The organism is Hominisplanchenecus murintestinalis, from assembly GCF_943193015.1.
Classification (GTDB): Bacteria; Bacillota; Clostridia; order Lachnospirales; family Lachnospiraceae; genus Hominisplanchenecus_A; species Hominisplanchenecus_A murintestinalis.
Genome location: NZ_CALPCM010000013.1, coordinates 50,753 through 70,120, shown reverse-complemented (window position 1 = coordinate 70,120; position 19,368 = coordinate 50,753). Strand labels below are relative to the sequence as shown.

The following is a 19,368-nucleotide window of genomic DNA, read 5'->3' as shown; positions in this document are numbered from 1 at the left end:
CCGGCAGCGTAACGATAGGGGAGGGGGCTGTCGTAACAATTATGCCTGACGCATCCCTGACAATAGACAACGGCGGCGCTCTTACGAATCATGGAGAAATAGAAGGAGAGGGAGTGTTTACGATAAACGGTTCGCTTTCTGGAACCGGGACTTTGGGAGAAGGAATACAGATGACATTTCTCCTGACAGGAGATATGGTGGCAGACGTGGGCGATGCTGTTTACAGTGCAGAGCCTATCGTGCCTGAACCGGAAGTCTCCATAATGTTAGGCGAAAAGAAAACCACATTTGAAAAAGATGTAGATTTTATATATAGCTATGTGAACAACACGAACCCTGGTACGGCAGACGTTACGGTTACGCCGAAAGAGGGAGGAAAACTGCTGGGCGAAGCCGTAACGAAGCGTTTTACAATTGGGAAAGCCGGCCAGACAGCTCCATCAGCGTGTAACCTGACATTTACGGAAAATAAAGATAAGCAGACATTTACGGCAGCAATAGAAAGGACAGAGGGTGCGGAATACAGTTTTGACGGGGAGACATGGACAGATGGGAATACAAAGAGCGACTGCCAGCCGAATACGGCATATACGGCATATGTGCGGATGAAAGAAACGGATACGCATTTCGCCAGTGATGTTGTGAAAGCAACATTGAAATCACCAGAATTAAAGAAAAATGGGGGGAATACGGGAAATGAGGGAGGTACGGAAAAGCCCGGCGGAACAGAGAATCATCTGCCCGCTCCGGAAATTCTAAAGCTGAGAGCTGCTGCCGGAAAAAAGGGCGTATCTGTGCAGATAACAGTAAACCCTGTTGCGGGCGCGGATCGATATGAGATTTACCGTATATCCGGGAAGAAAACCACATTGGTTACAACGACATTGCCGGGAAAAACCCAAATCCGGGATGAAAAGCCTGTACAGAGCGCAAAATACTATGCGGTATCGGTATCTAAAGATGGCAGTCTGAAAAGCGCAGCCGGGAAAGTAAAGGCTCTCAAGCTTGCCAAAGGAACGAAGATAAAAAAAGTTTCGTCCACATCCAGGGGAATAAAAATTATATGGAAGAGAGGAAAAAGTGTAAAAAAATACGTGATCTACCGTTCAACAAAGAAAAATTCCGGCTATGTGAGAGTGAAAACCCTTGGAAAGAAAAAATTAAGTTATGTTGATAAGAAAGCAAAGAAAGGCAAAAAATATTATTATAGAATAGCTGTGGTCACAAAATCGAATCCAAGCCTAATGAGCACAGCATCTAAGCGTGCAAAATGCCTTTTTTAAATTCTAGTTTTCCCCTGTTTCACGCCTGCGGTATTCTGCAGGCGTTGTTCCCGTATATTTCTTAAATTTTTTATGAAAATAATCTACCCCACGGTAACCGACTTTGCCGGCAATCTCGTAGTTCTTGAGATTTTCCTGGACAAGCAGCTGTTTAGCCGCCCCGATACGCACTTGATCCAGATAAGCATTAAAGCCGATGCCTGTTGTCTTCCTGAAAAGTTTACCCAGATAGGAGCTGTTATAACCAAAAATGGGCGCCAGGATTTCCAGCGACAGGCGTTGGTCGTAATTTTGCTGAATATAGTAAAGAACCTCATCCATTACATTTTCACCGGTAAAGCAGCCGACAGAGTTTGTCCACAGTTCAAACTGTTCCGCTAAAAACTGCATGATTTCATTAAGGGAAGATTTGTTTTCCAGCAGCTCGGCAGCTGCGGCATTGGACAGAAAAGGAATTTTCATGCGCGAGGGCAGCAGCAGGATTTTCTTCTTTATCATAATATAGATGTTAGCCAGCAGGTGCCTGGCAGCAGGAAGTCCGGCGCCGGAATCCCGCAAGGCAGCGCCCAGATCTTTTAGTGCCCGGGCAGTCATTGTACGGTTATGGGATTGGATATAATGAAAAAAACGTTCCGCATATATGGCGGCCGCTTCGTGGGCGAGAGCCATTTTCAATTCATCTGTACTGACAGGTTTGCTCAGACAGAAACTGATGCCGCAGCGTTTTGCAGCCTGTTTTTGTTCAGCGTTAGAAATTTCACTCAGCAGAATGACTTTTCCGGTAAATCCCCGGGCGGAGCTTTCCCTTATGACTTCTATGCCGTTCTTTTGGGGCATACGAATATCCAGAAGCACGATATCAGGTTTCTCATTCAGAATCTTTTCCAGCGCATCTGCGCCGTCCGCTGCCGTCTGGCAGATAGAAAATCCTAATCTCTCCCAGTCAATCATAGATTTTAAGTTATTCAATACGATTTGGTTATCGTCTGCAATCAGTACATTCATGCGTTTTCCTCACCTAAATTATGTAATGCCGATGTCAAAAGGGTCTCTGTGCTATTTTGTAATCAGGATGCGGGGATGAAAGCGCTATAGTTTATAATATCGCCTTTAATAGTATAAACCATATTTGCGTTTGTATGCAATGGAAAATTATAACTTTTAGCAGTGCTTATTGGCTTTTGCGTTATAATTTACCATAACTGTTATTCTTCAAATTGCGGTTACTATCTGTTTTCCGTAGATGCGAGCCTATGGACAGCATAGAGAAACTGTAGTAAAATAAAAAAAACCACGATTGCCGGGGAACTTCCCCGCACATCAGAAAAAGGAGGTATTCTGCACAGGATGCCGTTGATGAATGAGATACCGGAGAGTTTCTGGAGCCTTTTCCGTTCCTACAACCGTGAGACGTATATAGAAGCTCTGCTGAAAATTAATGAAGAATATCAATACAATAATTATTTCCTAAGCCGTGAAGTTTGCATACAGGTCATTGGGAATTATTTTTCTGAACGTAAATACAGCATTATGAAAGAGGAACAGGAGACGGATGCGGATGTGCTGGAGCCTCCGGCGACCCGTATCCTGAACTGGCTGCTGCGTACGAAGTGGCTGAGGAGGCTTGAAGATTATAGCAGCGGCGTGACAAATATCGTAATCCCAGACTACTCAGCTGTGTTTATTGATGCGTTTGAACGCCTTTCCGGGGAGGAAGAGGATACGGAAGTCTACATTCAGAATATCTATGCAATTCTTTTTTCTTACAAGACAGATCCCAGAAAAAATGAAAGGCTGCTGAATACAGCGCTGGTGAATACGAAGAGGCTGAATAAGGCTCTGCAGGACATGCTTCACAATATGGATAAATTTTTTGCAAGCCTTCTGGAAAAAGATGTATACAGCGACTTGCTGAAAGAACACCTGGAAGGATATGTGGAGGAAATTGTCAGAAAGAAATACCACATACTGAAAACTACGGATAATTTTTATATTTATAAGATGAGCATTAAAAGCTGGCTGCAGGAAATCCGGGAAAGCCAGGCGGAAGAAGCGGAAAGTGCATTAACGGACACAGGACAGGAGACGCCGGAACTTGCGGCGAGGATGCGCTTGGAGATACAGAGGCGTACGGAAGTTTTGGATTTGGTTAATCAGATTGAGCGGGGATTTGACGATATTGAGCATAGGATTGCAAATATGGACAGGGAGCATACCCGGTATGTACGCGCTACGGTGACAAGGCTCAACTATCTTCTGAGCCGGGAAGAAGATATGCGGGGGCTGATAGTGCAGATTTTAAACGGAATCGCTGCGCGTCCCGAAGAACGCCTGAAGGCGGCGGCTGAAAAAATGAATTTTTCATATTTGAATGTCTTGTCGGAGAAATCTTTGTACAAACGGCGGAAGGGAAAAAGGTCGTTTTTGGAGGATATGGAGCCTGAGGAAGAGACGCAGGAGTTGTCCAGGGAGGACGTGCTGAAAATGAACCGCATGAATAACCGTTACAGCAAACGGCAGATTGAGCAGTTTATCGAGGCGCATATGGATGGAGGGCAGGCTGTGGTAGGAAAAGGTTTTGTCCAAAATGATGAAGAATTTGAGAAGCTGATCCTTGCCTATGATTACGCGTCAAAGAAGGGAAGCAGATATCAGGTTGCCGAAGAGAGTATGGAGCCGGTGGAGGACGGACGGTACAGCTATCCGGGACTGGTGTTTAAAAGGAGGCCGCAGAGATGATAGAATATTATGATAATCTGACACCCGAGGAGCAGGAAGAGGTCAGCGGGGCAATCCAGCTTCTCTACAGGCAGACCTTTGTACTGGAGAGGAAGTATGACAGACGTACAGGAAGGATGCAGTTTAATAAGGAGTTCCGGGCGTGCAGCAAGCACCTGGCATTTATCCGCAGATATTTTGAAATCAGCGGAATTACCGTACAGGAAAACAGCCGGACAGGGATTATCTATCTGCAGGGTGAAACGCTTCTTGGGGATAAGCTGCCGAAGCTTACGACTCTTTATGTTCTGATTTTAAAGCTGATTTATGACGAGCAGATGGCGGCGGCTTCCACGAGCGTCCATGTCTTTACCACGCTGGCGGATATCCATGAGCGTCTGGGAAGTTTCGGGCTTTTGAACAGGCAGCCGTCGGCTACGGAAGTGCGCAGAGCGGTTTCTATGCTGAAAAAATATCAGATTCTGGAGCCGCTGGATCTGCTGGAGGAATTGGAAGGCGCCAGCCGCATGGTGATCTATCCAAGCATTAATATGCTTCTGGTAGGAGACGACGCCAGGGCCCTGGTTGACACGTTCAGAGAAACGGAGGAAGAAGATGGAGAAGCAGAAATTCCAGGCATTATCGAGAATCTGCCTGAATAACTGGCATTATATAGAGAAAAGAGTTCTCTCGTTTTCAGAGGGTATTAATTTTTTTACCGGGCATTCGGGAAGCGGGAAATCTACCGTTATTGACGCTATGCAGGTTTTACTTTATGCCAATACGGACGGACGGGGGTTTTTTAATAAGGCCGCGGCGGATGACTCTGACAGGACGCTGATAGAATATCTGCGGGGGATGGTGAATATCGGTGAGGATAATCATTTTTCGTACCTGAGGAATAAGAATTTTTCTACGACGGTTGTCATGGAGCTGAAACGTACGGATACCGGGGAATGCCAGAGCATTGGCGTAGTTTTTGATGTAGAGTCTGCGTCGAATGAGGTGTCCAGGTTATTTTTCTGGCACAGGGGTGCGCTGCTTACGTCTTTTTACCGCACGGGGAACCGGGCAATGACGATTGATGAGGTGAAAGAATATTTGACGGCTCATTATGCGAAAGATGAGTATTATTTTGGACCTAGCAACGAGAGATTCCGCAGGCAGCTGTATGAAATTTATCTGGGGGGGCTGAATGAGAAGCGGTTTCCTCTGCTCTTTAAGCGGGCGATTCCTTTCCGCATGAATATCCGGCTGGAGGACTTTGTAAAGGAATACATCTGTATGGAGCAGGATATTCACATTGAAGATATGCAGGAGAGCGTGATGCAGTATGGCAGGATGCGGAAACGCATCGGGGATACCTGCGCGGAGATTGAAGAGCTTCAGAAAATACAGGGCGCGTGGCTTGAAGTAGCGGAAAAGGAAAAGACACAGAACTCGTATCTCTATTTTATGAATGCGTGCGAGGTACGCAAGCTGAAAACCCAGGCGCAGAGCCTTCAGGAAAAGATAAAGGCCTGGGGAGAGGATGGGGAACGTCAGCAGGAAATGCTGGGCGGCCTTGAAAAGCAGATTCAGGGATTGGAAGAGCAGATTCGGGATATGGTGCGGAAAATAGCCGCCTCCGGCTATGAGGAGCTGAAAAGCCAGCTTCAGGCTCTTAACGAAATCATAGAAAGGCTTGCTGTCAGCAAAGGCAAGTGGCAGCAGACGGCTGTGGGGCTGAAAAGGTGGGAGGAGCAGGATATCACACCAAACGCGGTGCTGTGGGACATTGGAAGATTTGCGAAGCACAGTATTTCGGAGGAACAGCTGGACAGGCTGAAAAAGTCTCTGGACGTGCTTCGGGCAGAGGTGGAAGAGCAGAGAAAAGAAGCAGAGAGCGAGCTTCGCGATTATAGCCGCCGGGAGAAAGAAATCAGGGAAGAACTCAGACAGCTCCGCCAGGGAAAAAAGGCGTATCCCAAAGAGCTGGAAGAAGCGAGGCAGTACATACGCGAAGGATTAAAAGAGCAGAACGGGAAAAATATTCCGGTGGAAATCCTGGCGGATTTGCTGGATATCAGGGATGATACATGGAGAAATGCTGTTGAAGGATATATGGGGAGCAATAAGCTGCTCCTGATCGTGGAGCCGAAATATGCCAGGGCGGCAATGGAGCTTTATCAGGAACTGGATAAGAAGAAATACTATCGCGTGGCGGTATTGGATACGGAAAGGGTTATGGCTGCGGGAAGCGGCGCGCAGGAGGGCGCTCTGGCGGAGGAAGTCCTGACAGAGATTCCTTATGCCCGCGCATATATTGATTTCCTGTTGGGAAACGTGATGAAATGCGACAGCATTGACGGGCTGAGGGAGTGTAGAATCGGCATTACCAGGGACTGTATCCAGTACCACAGTTTTAAACTGCAGTATATCAATCCGGAGCTGTATACCAGGCGCGCTTATATCGGCGAGGTGAGTATGCGCAGGCGTATCCGGCAGCTGGAAGAACTGCAGCTGGAGATTGAGGAAAAGCGGAAGCCCTGCCAGGCGCTGGAGGAGTCCTGCCGGAAGATTTTGAATCTGGAGCACCTTCCCCGGGGGCTGGAGGAATATCTGGACTGGAAAAGGGATGTGGAGGCATACCCGGAAAAGGCAGCACAGAAGAACCGTCTGGAGAAGAAACTGGAAGAGCTGCGGCAGAAAGACGTCAATCTATGGAAACAGCAGCAGGAAGAACTGGAGGAAAAATGCCGGAAGGAAAAAGCGGCGCGGGATGCCATGCTCCGTCAGATAGAAAAGCAGGATGCCGAGCTGGAAGCTTTGAAAAGAGAGTATATCAGCCGGAATGAGGAGCTGGCGGAAAAGGAGAAAAGTTTTGTAAAGGATGCGGCGCAGGAACAAAAGGTGGCAGAATTTTTCAGCGGCAGGGAGAATCCGAATTACGAGCGTCTGCAGGCATCCTTTTTTGGAAAGGCAAGGGGGGCGGCAGAGGAAGCCGAGAAAGCCATGTCTTCTTTGAGGGAAATCCGTTTTGAATATTTAAGGAAGTATCCGAACAGGACATTTTCAGCGGAGGAAAGGACGAATCAGCCCTATGACGAACTGCTCTCCCATCTGCAGTACGGGGATTTGACCGCGCTTTATCAGAAGGCTGACGAACAGGCAAAAGAGGCGGTGTATCTCTTTAAACAGGACTTTATTTATAAAATACGCAGCGCCATTGAAGGCGCATATAAACAGAGGGATGAACTGAATAAGATTATCAGCCAGATGGACTTCGGAAAAGACAGGTATCGGTTTGTGATATCCAAAAACAGGGGGGCGGACGGCAAATATTACGAGATGTTCATGGATGAGACGCTGGAAGTTAACCCTTCTCAGATAGCGGGCGGCATAGAAAATCAGATGAACCTGTTTACTATGTCCCATGAAGATAAATATGGGGAGCTTATGCAGGAGCTGATTGCAGTATTTATCCCGCCGGATAACGCTACGGCAGAAGAATTGGAAGAGTCCCGGCGTAATATGGAAAAGTATGCCGATTACCGTACATACCTGTCCTTTGACATGCAGCAGATTATAGAGGGGGAAGAGACAATTAAAATCCGCCTGAGCCAGATGATTAAAAAGAACTCCGGCGGGGAGGGGCAGAACCCACTCTACGTGGCTCTTCTGGCGAGTTTCGCACAGGCATACCGGGTAGGGATTGTCAGGACTCGGATAAACCCTACGATCCGCCTGGTAGTGCTGGACGAAGCGTTTTCTAAAATGGATGCGGAGAAGGTGGCAAGCTGTATCGCGCTGATTCGGGGGCTGGGATTCCAGGCAATCATCAGCGCCACAAATGACAAGATTCAGAACTATATCGAGAATGTAGATAAAACTTTCGTATTTGCAAATCCCAATAAGAAGCATATTTCCATTCAGGAGTTTGAGAAAAAGGAATTTGCGCAATTAGAGAAAGGGCTGGCAGAGGAAGAAGGATACAGTGAGGAAGTATAAAATCAAAAAGTTATATTGAAAATCAGAATAATGTGTAGCAATATAAGAATATGAGGCACTGTTCGAGAAAACGGCAGGCGGTTAGTCCTTCAACAGAGGGACTGAACCCTCTGATTACATAGAAATCTCTAATATAGAGAAATCTGTGAAAGGAGGGCGAGCTTATGAGTGTATTTGAGATATTGGATATCGTGCTGATGATTCTTTCTATTATTGTGACGATTGTAATAGCATATATTGATTATACAAAAAAGTAACCGCCCAATCTTGACCCCAAGGTGCGGTTACTTTTTGTAATCCAATAATCGGGACTACCCGTCTATCGGCAGTGTCTCTTTTTTATATGATAACAGAGTCCTATAAGAATGTCAAACGAATTGTAACAGTTCAGCCCATTTAAAGTTTTCTGATCGCAAAGGGCTGGATTCTCCGGTTGAATTTACGCATTCTTACGGACTTTGCAGCAAGTGCAAAATCCTGGGCTGAACTGTTACAACGAATTTCACATTCCTCGGGCAAGCACCATACTGGCCGCAATCCCCGCCAGTGTAGCAATCAGCGCGCCCGGCAGGGTATACCGCGTCTTTTTTACTTTTGCAGTCATAAAATACACAGACATCGTATAAAAAATGGTTTCCGTACACCCCATCATGATGGAGACCAGGTTGCCGAAGAAGGAGTCAGGGCCATACTCCTTAAAAATATCCAGTGTAAGTCCGGTAGCGGCGCTGGAAGAGAACATCCTCACGATGGTCACAGGAACAAGCTGAGCCGGAAAGCCTATGTATTGAAGAAAATGCCCCAGAATATCGGAAAGCATATCCAGAAAGCCTGAAGCCCGGAGGACGCCCACAGCAACCATCAGCCCAATCAGGGTAGGCATGATGCCAATCACAGTATGGAAGCCGGATGCAGCTCCTTTGATGAACGTCTCGTAAACGTTCTGCTTTATGAGAAGCGCGTACCCGATGACGATAAATAGTATAAAAGGTATGATATAAGTCGAAAGGAAAATTAAAAAATCCATAGGTATGTTCCGTCCAGGGGTTTGTTTGAAGTGTATGAGGGGGAAGAAGTATATATGTACTATTTATCAAGGAAAATTTTATGAATTTTTAATAATAAATATTTGACGCGTATAGAAATATATGGTATTATTATGAAAAAAGGAGCAGAAATTACATATAATCCATAATTAATATACAAAAAAATAATGTTTAAAAATTATAAATGTATAATGGGGGATTATATAAGATAAGGTGGCGCGAAAAACAATGTTGGTGGTGAAATGTTAGAGGGGGATATTTTAGAAAATATTTTTAGGAGGATAAGTTTATGAAGAGAAGAGCGTATGTTTATATTATGATGCTGTTTGCGGTTATGCTGTTTGCTTCACCATGTTGCTCCAAACAATCATATGCAAAAAGCGCGGAAAAAATTTCAAAAGTAAGAATCGTGACTTGCAAAGAAGAAAAAGAAACGTTAATGCTGCTGAAAGCAAGTGGAAATGTGAAATGGACGTCTTCTGATAAGAGGATTGTGAAAATTGCAAAGAGAAAAGGAAAAAGGAACCAGACAGTTGTTTTAGAGACACGCAATCCTGGAAAAGCTATTGTTCAGGCAAAAGCAGGGAATAAGATTTACCGATGCAAAGTTATTGTGCAAAATAAGGTATCGAAAGCGAGCTTAGCGGGAGTGGAGCAGACAGACAACACCCTTAGAGTGAGAGTCAGGCTGGGGAATAACGGAAGGGAACCATTAAACTATGGGGGTTCCTTTTGGGTTGAAAAGCTGGAGAATGGGAAATGGGTGAAATTGACGGCTCAGAATGATGCGGCATTTACTCTGGCACAGCGTAGGCTTAAAGGCAGGAGAAGCGTAGAAGAGACATATGAACTGTATTCGGAAGGGAAAGCAGCTTTGTATCAGAAAAGTGATTTTTTGCCGGGGACTTACCGAATCCATGTAGATGCAGACTTTGCGAAAGATGATTATAACTATGTCGCATTTCAGGTGAAATAAACGGAAATTTCAAAGACAGATACAGCTTTTTAGAATTTCATTAGGTTAGTAGGAAGATTGACGCGGGGTGCATCCTTGGCGTCAATCTTATTTTTGGCAATTTGTTTAGGAAAGTAGATTTAAAATAGAAAGTTTTGTATGAAAATAGATAAAATTCTGCTGGAAAATACCTATTTAATATGTTATTATAGACGAAACAGCTATAGGAACAATTTAAATATGGTTTTGAAGGGAGGACGTATATGTTTAGAAAGAAACTAAAACAAATAGGAGCTGTGTTTCTTGCGTTTTGTATGGTGTCCGGTGCAGTGTGGACGCCGGGAATAGGTGCAGACGCGGCAGACACGGCGCTTACAGACTTTGTCAATGGGCTCACTGCCCCCACCATTGCGCCGGGGGGAGCTGCGCTTAATATGCCGGGAAACCTTCCGTCGGGCGCATCTATCCGGTTCTGTGCGGATTATGACCAGGTTATTGACGAGGATGGGACGATTTATACGCCATTGCAGGCAAAGACGATAAAAGGGTTTTATGAAGTGTATAAACTGGATGGGGACGGAGAAGTCAGCGACAGTGCAAAGTCTGCGGAATTTACAGTATCAGTGCCCGGACAGTATACAGATGGTTCAAATGCGAATGCGAAGCCCGATGTGATTCCGGAGCTTCAGGAATGGCATGGCGCGGCAGGCGGTAATTTTATTGCTTCTGTATTCAGCAGGATTGTTGTAGGAAGCAGCGAATTGAAAGACGTAGCTAATACATTTGCGGAAAATTATAAGGAGATTACCGGTTTGGATATTGGCGTAGTTTCCGGTACGCGCGATGATGTAAAAATGGGGGACTTTTTCCTGACTCTTGGTTCTGCGGATGTGGGGCTTGGAGAAGAAGGCTACCGTCTTTCTATCGGTGATGCGGCAGTTGTTGAAGCGGCACAGCCGACAGGCGCCCACTGGGGGACAATCAGTATCCTGCAGATTCTTAAGCAGACAGGCGGCAGTATTCCAAAAGGAGAGGCAAGGGATTATCCTAAGTATGAGGTCAGGGCATTTAGCCTTGATGTGGGAAGGAAGCCTTTTAGCCTGGATTCGATTTATCAGTTTGCAAAGAATATGTCCTGGTATAAAATGAACAGTTTCCAGGTGCATCTCAGCGACAACCTGATTTTTATGGAAGATTATAAGACGATGGCAGGCGGCGATGTGGAGGCAGGTCTGCAGCTTGCGCTGGAAAAGACGTATTCCGGGTTCCGGCTGGAATCCGGCGTATTGAACAGCGAAAATAAATCTGCGACATCGGAAGATATGTATTATACAAAAGATGAGTTCCGCCAGTTTATCAAAGACAGCAGGGCAATGGGAGTCAATATCGTGCCGGAGTTTGATATGCCGGCACATGCACGGCCGTTTACGAAAGCTTTTCCGGAATATATGACGTCAAGCCCGAAAGGCGGCCAGCATGTATATACCATTGATGAATTAAATTTGGACGAGGATAAGATTGACGATACGATTGCCTGGGCACAGAGTATATGGCAGGACTATTTTGATGGGGAAAACCCTGTGTTTGATGAGGAAACCACGATTCATATTGGTACGGATGAATATCATGGGACAGGAGGAAACACAGGATTCCGTAAGTTCTCAGATGAGATGATTAAGTTTGTCCAGGGGACAGGAAGAAATGTGCGTATGTGGGGCAGTCTTTCCAATAAAGGCGGAATTAATGGAACCCCGAGGGTAACGTCTAAGGACGTACAGCTTAATATTTGGGAAACGGGTTCTTATGCAAATCCCACAGATATGTATAATGCGGGCTTTGATTTGATTAACACGCTTTATACAAATTATATTGTTCCTGGAAATACCGGCGGTGAGGGCAGTTACGGAGATTACAGGTCTTTGGGGGCGATATATAGAAACTGGAGGCCGAATGTCATCAGTAACTTTACAGCAAAAGCAGGGGATGACCAGATGCTGGGAGGATGCTACGCGCTTTGGCATGACAACATCGATACCCGTGCAAACGGAAATTCCGAGTACGATTCTTTTGTGCGTTTTCTTCAGCCGCTGCCTGCGTATAGCGCGAAGCTGTGGGGCGAGGCGAGCAAAGAATATGATGCGTTTGCAGAGCTTGCAGATAAGACAGGGACGGCGCCAGGTACAAAGATTATATCAGAGGTTGATTCCATAGGGAAAGAGGCGGCAAAGTACACATTTGACGAGTCAATGGAACAGGATGCCAGTGGAAATGGCTATGATTTGACGGAAATGAAAAATGTGGAGCAGGTATCGTCAGATACGGGAAAGGCGCTACAGCTTAAAGGCGGAGAAAGCTATGCGGAGAGCCCGCTGGATGTATTCGGTTCTGGCGCATCTTTGACTATGAAAGTCAAAATGGATGCAGATGCAGAGGGAGAGCAGATTCTCTGTGAGTCAAAGGATGCGTTTGGAACATATGGGACATACGCGATTAAAGCGGTGCAGAAAAATACAGGAAAAGTCGGATTCTCAAGAGAAGGATATGATTATTCCTTTAACTATACGCTTCCAAAAGGCAAATGGGTGGAATTAATGTTCTGCGGAGGAAACAATACGGCAGAGCTATATGTAAATGGAGAATTGGTGGATAATAATCCCGATATGTATTTTGAGAACCATCCTGACAGGGAATTGACGGCGGCCCTGCCTTCTAATATTAAAAAGGTAGTCACGCTGATGATTCCGTTTGGACGCGTCGGAAGCACGACAAAGAGTTTCAAGGGACAGATAGATTCTGTGACAGTTGGCAAGGAATTGGAAATCAATGATGAACGCGGCCTGATTCCGCAGAATGAGATGGAGGCGTCTGCCTGCTCTGAGGCAGATCAGAGCGGAAACGAAAGGCCGGCAAGGTTTGTACTGGACGGAAACCCCGATACGTTCTGGCATAGTAACTGGAGCAATGATTTGTCACTTTCTGATGAGGATCATCATAAAGTTTCGCTTACCTTTAAAGATGGAAATCCAAGGACAGTTGCAAAGCTGACATATCTGCCAAGGCAGGATCGCAATAACGGAAGGATTTTGCAATACAGGGTCCTTGTGGAAAAGGCCGACGGGACGACCGTGACTGTGGCAGATAGGGAATGGGCAGATAACGCAAGCAGGAAGACAGTGGTGTTTGAACCGGTTGAAGCCAGGAAAGTTACCTTAAAAATAGATGAGTCTATCGGTGACGATGTGGGTGTTCACGGGACAATAGCGGAATTAAATCTGTATGAGCAGACAGAGGTGTTTAATGGTGAAAAGCTTCAGGAAGAGCTGAATAAGTATGCGGATTTTAAAGAAGGGGAGTACACAGATATCAGCTGGAAAGCATTTATGGATGTCCGTGAAACTGTGCTGGCAGTGATAAATAAACCGGACAGCACGGAGGAAGAATGCCTTTATGCATGTGAAAAGCTTCAGCAGGCGGCGGAAAAGCTGACGGTGAAACCGATAGAAAATAAGTTGTCTGATGCAGTAAAAGAAGCAGAGCAGGCGGATGCCGGGGATTATACTTCTGAGGGATTTGCAGAATATCAGGCAGAAGCAGAAAATCTCAAGAACATTTTAAGTAATCCAAATGCAACAGAGGAGCAGAAAATAGAAGCATGGAACAGCCTGCAGACAAAGAAAGCAGAACTCGTGAATATTAGTGAGATTAAAAAGGCGGTAGCAGAGGAAGCAGACGTAAGCGGCTGCACGTATGCAAGTGCGGAAACATATAAAAAGGCTCTTGCCGATGCAAAGAATATCCTTGCGAAACCAAATGCGACAAAAACTGAGATAGATACAGCTCTTGCAGCGCTGCGCAGGGCAGAGGAAGCGCTTGCTCCAAAGACTGTAGATGACACAGAGATGATAAAGGCTGTGAAAGATGCGGAAAATCAGCTAAAGGATACCAGCGGATACACAGAGGAATCTGTAGAGGCATTAAAGAAGGCGCTCTCAGAAGCCCTGTCTGTCCTGCGGAATCCGGCTGCGGCACAGCCAGAGATAGATAAAGCATTAAAGAAGCTGAGGGAAACAAAGCTGGTTAAAAAATCTTCAGGAGGAACCGTTCAGCCGAATCCCCAGCCAACGCCTCCAGGCTTCCAACCGACACCGTCGCCAGAGCCGCAGCCGAAGGTTCCGGCAAAAGGCACAGTAGCTGTTTCCAAAGACAAGGTACTGGAGTTTAAAGTAACAAAGTCTGATGCAAAAGATGGTACAGTGGCTGTATCAAAGCTCAGGAATAAGAACGCAAAGAGGGTAAAGATTCCGGCAACAGTAGTAATTGACGGCTATACTTTTAAGGTTACGGCAATTCAGGCGAAGGTGTTCCAGAAGTGTAAGAAGCTTGCTTCTGTAGAGCTCGGCTCCAATGTGGCAAGTATCGGTTCTAATGCATTTTTTGGTAGTAAGAAGCTGAAAACAGTTACTTTGAAGGGCACAAAAGTACCGAAACTGTCAGGGAAAAAAGTATTTAAAGGAACAGCGGCAAAATGTAAAGTGACTGCACCGAAGAAAATGTCAAAGAAACAGTTTAAAGCTTTGAAAACAAAATTCAGGAAAGCGGGAATGGGCAAGAAAGCGGTATATAAGCAGAAATAGTTGAAAGAGAATTTTTTGATAATAGTTTGGCTGCCAGTTTGTAAAAACTGGCAGCCAAACTATTACGGGAAGATATGTAAAGGCAGAAAGATTTAAGAAGGCAGGCGCTTTGGCACTGGCAGTCTGCGTCACGCTTGGTTCCATACAGCTTCCGGCGCTGACGGCAAAAGCAAATGATGAGAATCTGGCGTTAAGCGCCACAGCCACAGCATCCAGTACGGAAACGAGTGATTATCCGGCATCGAAGGCAAACGACGGGGATGGTGCAACCAGGTGGGCGAGCGCAAGAGGAGACAGGGATCAGACGCTGCAGCTTGCATGGGACAGCGTGCAGACCATGAAGGGCTTCGTTGTGAAATGGGAGAGGAGAAACGCTACAAACTATGCGATTGAGACATCGAATGATGGAAACAGTTGGACGGAGGTAGCCAGCTTTACGCAAAAGCCTGCGGAAACGGTGCAGAAGATTACTTTGGATGCTCCGGTACAGGCACAGTATGTGCGTCTGAATATCAAAACTTTTACGGCCGATGGTTTAGGGGGTGAAACATCCTGGAACGTTGTATCGGTTTATGAATTTGAAGTTTATGAAGGGGAAATTCCGGTGAGCGCTCTGGAACTTGTGGCTCGTGTTACAGCGCCGGAGATTTCCGAAGACGGAACACATATTTCCATGCCGGATCTGGGCGATGGTGTGAAAGTCCGCTTCTGCGCAGATTACGAACAGGTGATTGGCGAGGACGGAACGATTTATAAACCGCTTTCAGATAAAGTGGTAAAAGGATTTTACGAGGTTTCTGTGAATGGGGAGAAAGCAAATTCACAAGAGTATACGATATCCGTTCCGGGAAGGTATGAGCCGGAAGAAAATGCGAATGCGAAGCCATCTGTGATTCCGGAGCTGCAGGAATGGCATGGTACTCAGGGGCAGTTTGCAGTTTCTGCCGTGAGCAAAATCGTGGCGGATAAAGAGCTGGCAGATGCAGCAAAGAAGTTTGCAGAAGATTATGAAATAATTACAGGTTCTCCGATTCAGGTAGTGACAGGCGGAATCAAGGATGTTTCCAAAGGAGACTTCTATCTGACATTAGATACCGCAGAGAAAGGGCTTGGAAAAGAAGGCTATGTCCTGAAAATCGGAAATGCTGTATTGGTAGAAGCTTCCGATGCAGTGGGCGTTTACTGGGGCGTTATCAGTATCCTCCAGATTCTGAAGCAGACACAGGGCGTCATGCCAAGGGGTATTGTCAGGGATTATCCTAAGTATGAAGTGCGTGCGTTCAGTTTTGACTTGGGGAGAAAGCCGTTTGACCTGGAAACGGTATATGATTTTGCAAGAAATATGTCCTGGTATAAGATGAACAGTTTCCAGCTTCATTTAAGCGATAATCTGATTTTCCATGAAGATTATCCGGATATGGAAACTGCAATAGCTAAGTCATATGCAGGGTTCCGTCTTGAGTCTGATAAGAAGAATGAAGAAACAGGCGTGACCCTGACGTCGCAGGATATGTATTATACGAAAGAAGACTTTAAGGAGTTTGTGAAAGACGCCCAGACAAGAGGGGTGAGTATCGTACCGGAATTTGATATGCCGGCCCATGCATTGCCGATTACAAGGGTATACGAGGAATATATGACAAAGAAAGCAGGAGGATCGCATGGTTATCTGATTGAAGAGCTGAATCTTACGAATGAGGGTTCCTTCGCGTGGGCAAAGAGCATCTGGCAGGAGTATTTTGATGGGGGCAAGGATGCAGTCTTTGCAGATATTGACACGATTCACATTGGTACAGACGAGTATCATGGAGAAGAAGGAGAAGTAGGAAAAGAACTGTTCCGCAGGTTCTCGAAAGAAATGATTGAGTTTGTGCAGGGAACAAAGACGGCGGATGGGAAGACCAGGACTGTCCGTATGTGGGGAAGCCTTACGAACAAGGCGGGTACTACCCCGGTTCCGTCAGAAGACGTGCAGCTGAATGTCTGGAATACAGGGTATGCGAATCCGCAGGTGATGTATAATCTGGGATATGACTTGATTAATACGCTGGAGGGAGATAACTATATTGTACCTGCGGCAGGATATTATAATGATTATATTAATGCACAGAACATCTATAATTCATGGGAACCGAACAGTATCGGAAATCTGAATGTAAGCGAGGGCGACGACCAGATTCTTGGCGGGTGCTATGCGATTTGGCATGACAGTGTGGATACCCGCGGAAATGGTATTTCTCAGTACGATTCCTTCGACCGTTTCTATCAGCCGCTTCCGGCATACAGCGCAAGGCTGTGGGGCGAAGCAGCGGACAGGACATATGAAGAACTTAGGGCAGATGTAGAGAAGCTGGGGACGGCTCCGGGAACAAAAGTATACGGAGAGGTTGATTCGGTAACAAAAACAGTTCTGGACTATACATTTGATGAGGCGCTTACCGAGGATTCCAGTGCGAACAGTTATGACGCGGCAGACAGTAAAAATGTCACACAGGCAGATTCAGACGGCAGCAAGGCATTGAGGCTGAACGGCGGAGAGAGTTATCTGACGACTCCAGATAATCTTGATAAGATTGGGGGAAATGGAACCCTTACGATGAGGGTGAAGATGGACGCAGATGCTGAAGGCGAACAGATTCTGTGTGAATCAAAAGATGCATTCGGGGCTTACGGTACGTATGCGATTAAGGCAGTACAGAAGCATACAGGAAAAGTCGGATTTTCAAGAGAAGGATATGATTATTCCTTTAACTATACGCTTCCGAAGGGCGTGTGGGTAGAGCTGACCTTCAAAGGAGCAAAAGATACTCCGGAACTGTATGTAAATGGCACGCTTATTGATAATAAGATATATGACGAAGATGGCAATCTGGCAACAGTTACAAAAGGAAATGGAACAACTATTATTTCCAAGAATAATAATCCGGACATTTATTTTGCGAATCATGAAACTACGGAATTGAGCGCGAAACTGGCACAGACAGGCATTACAAAGACAGCTACGATGATGCTTCCGCTGGGACGTATCGGAAGTGTGACAAAGAGTTTCAAAGGACTTATAGATGGAGTGACAGTATCTGTTGAGAAGCCGATTACAGGCGATTACAGCAGCGCTGCGGTTCCGCAGGGAGAAATGACTGCTACCGGCTGTTCGGATCATTCAGAGGGGCGTTTCCCGGCTGTATTGGACGGAGATACGACAACTTATTGGCATACAGACTGGTCTCAGAGCTCAGAAAAAAATGAGACGAAAGATCACGACCATTATCTGACGCTTACATTTAATAATAATGCGGCAAAGACGGTTAATATGCTGACTTATCTGCCAAGGCAGAATAGTACGAACGGACGTATTACACAGTACAGCATTGATATCACAAAGGCAGATGGAACGGTAGTGACAAATTATGCTAGCGGCACCTGGGCGTCTGATATGACGGAAAAGGCAGCAGTGTTTGAGCCGATTGAAGCGAAGAGTGTGAAGCTGAATATTTTAGCCAGCGAAGCGACGCATGGAACGGCTGCAGAGCTGAATCTATACCATGTAAACGTAAATAGAGATGCGATAACGACAGCATTGGCGCCATATAAGAATTTGAACAGTTCAGACTATACAGCGCAGAGCTGGAATGCCGTAACAGAGGCGATTGCAATGATAGAAACGATTGTAAGCAGCCAGAACAGCACGATTGAAGATCTCTTTGCAGCTTATGGAAGTGTTCAGAGCCTGGACAGTCTGCTTGTCCGTAAGCCGGAGGTGGAAAATAACATAGAAACGTCTGAGCTTCAGGCAAAACAGGAAGAGAGGGCAGAGGAGCTTAAGAATATTGATGAAAGCCTGTATACAGAGGAGAGCGTGGCTCTGCTTAAAGAATATCTGAAAGAGGCAGAAAAAATTCTGAAGAATCCTGTAACGAAAGCGGAAGTAGCAGACATCATGGAGAAACTTGAGGTGGCATTAGTTGAAAGACCGGCAGATATGGATAGTGTTTCTTCAGCAGTGGCAGAAGCAGAAAAAGTGAATTTGAAAGAATATACGGCAGAGTCTGCCGCCGAATATGCAAAAGCGCTGGCTGACCTGAAGGAGATTCTGGGAAATCCGAATGCATTGCAGAAAGAAGCAAAGGCCGCATTGGATGCTCTGGCGGCAGCAAAAGCTAAATTGCAGAAAATAATTGTACCGGATCCAGGTAATCCAAACCCAGGCAATCCAAACCCAGGTAATCCAAACCCAGGCAATCCAAACCCAAGCAATCCAAATCCGGGTAATCCAAACCCGGTGAAGCCGATTTTCAAATCCGGTGCTGAGGAGAAGGTGGGCAACGGACGCTACAAAGTAATTAACGCAAAGAATAAGACTGCAAAGCTTGTAAGTGTAATTAACAAAAAGAAAGCGACATTAAATGTTCCTGCTACGGTTAAGATTGCAGGCGTAACCTGTAAGGTGACAGAAGTTGGGGCAAGCGTGATGAAGGGGAATACCAAACTGAAAAAGGTAGTCCTTGGGACGAATGTCACTACAATCAGCAAGCAGGCGTTTATGGGCTGTAAAAACCTGAAGTCCGTTCAGTTGAAAGGAAAAGCGCTGAAGAGCATTAAGACAGGGGCGTTTAAGAAAACATCAGCGAAACTGACTGTAAGCGCTAAGAAGATGAGCAAGAAGCAGAAAGCAAAACTTTTAAAACAGCTGAAAAAGGCCGGAGCAGGGAAAAAGACAAAAGTAAAATAAAAGTGTGGCGGCC

At 45.8% G+C, this 19,368-nt stretch carries 8 protein-coding genes and 1 pseudogene; 7 read left to right on the top strand and 2 right to left on the bottom strand.

What is annotated here, in order from left to right:
- Nucleotides 1–1,283: pseudogene (locus tag NFR99_RS06900) on the top strand (hypothetical protein); the annotation flags it as partial.
- 3 nt (nucleotides 1,284–1,286) lie between these two features.
- Here NFR99_RS06900 and NFR99_RS06895 read toward each other — a convergent pair.
- Nucleotides 1,287–2,288, bottom strand: coding sequence for a response regulator transcription factor (locus NFR99_RS06895; protein WP_120484453.1), 1,002 nt, complete (start codon nucleotides 2,286–2,288; stop codon nucleotides 1,287–1,289).
- A gap of 342 nt (nucleotides 2,289–2,630) precedes the next feature.
- On the opposite strand from NFR99_RS06895, the gene NFR99_RS06890 reads away from it, so the two are divergent.
- From NFR99_RS06890 to NFR99_RS06880, 3 genes are read left to right on the top strand one after another with little or no spacing between them, the layout of a single operon-like run.
- Nucleotides 2,631–4,022 (top strand): Wadjet anti-phage system protein JetA family protein, encoded by a 1,392-nt coding sequence (locus NFR99_RS06890; protein ID WP_120484452.1) that lies wholly within the window; start codon nucleotides 2,631–2,633, stop codon nucleotides 4,020–4,022.
- Nucleotides 4,019–4,663, top strand: a complete 645-nt coding sequence (locus tag NFR99_RS06885) for a DUF4194 domain-containing protein (protein WP_120484451.1) — start codon at nucleotides 4,019–4,021, stop codon at nucleotides 4,661–4,663. The genes NFR99_RS06890 and NFR99_RS06885 overlap by 4 nt, the downstream gene beginning before the upstream one ends.
- Nucleotides 4,617–7,991 carry an ATP-binding protein gene (locus NFR99_RS06880; RefSeq protein ID WP_251353276.1) on the top strand — a complete coding sequence of 1,125 codons (3,375 nt, stop codon included), beginning with the start codon at nucleotides 4,617–4,619 and terminating at the stop codon, nucleotides 7,989–7,991. Before NFR99_RS06885 ends, NFR99_RS06880 begins: the two co-directional genes overlap by 47 nt.
- Nucleotides 7,992–8,493: 502 nt before the next feature.
- Here NFR99_RS06880 and NFR99_RS06875 read toward each other — a convergent pair.
- The gene (locus NFR99_RS06875) at nucleotides 8,494–9,018 is read right to left on the bottom strand and encodes a spore maturation protein (RefSeq protein WP_251353275.1); all 525 of its coding nucleotides are present in this window, start codon (nucleotides 9,016–9,018) and stop codon (nucleotides 8,494–8,496) included.
- Between the two features lie 308 nt (nucleotides 9,019–9,326).
- Here NFR99_RS06875 and NFR99_RS06870 point away from each other — a divergent pair, with 308 nt between their 5' ends.
- The 3 genes from NFR99_RS06870 (at nucleotide 9,327) to NFR99_RS06860 (ending at nucleotide 19,355) form a co-directional block, all read left to right on the top strand.
- Entirely contained in the window at nucleotides 9,327–10,013 is a 687-nt protein-coding gene (locus NFR99_RS06870) for an immunoglobulin-like domain-containing protein (protein WP_120484448.1), read from the top strand.
- Between the two features lie 242 nt (nucleotides 10,014–10,255).
- Nucleotides 10,256–14,626: a family 20 glycosylhydrolase gene (locus NFR99_RS06865; RefSeq protein WP_251353274.1), complete on the top strand. Its 4,371-nt coding sequence runs from the start codon at nucleotides 10,256–10,258 to the stop codon at nucleotides 14,624–14,626.
- 109 nt (nucleotides 14,627–14,735) lie between these two features.
- The gene (locus tag NFR99_RS06860) at nucleotides 14,736–19,355 is read left to right on the top strand and encodes a discoidin domain-containing protein (protein ID WP_251353273.1); all 4,620 of its coding nucleotides are present in this window, start codon (nucleotides 14,736–14,738) and stop codon (nucleotides 19,353–19,355) included.
- Nucleotides 19,356–19,368: the final 13 nt, after the last annotated feature.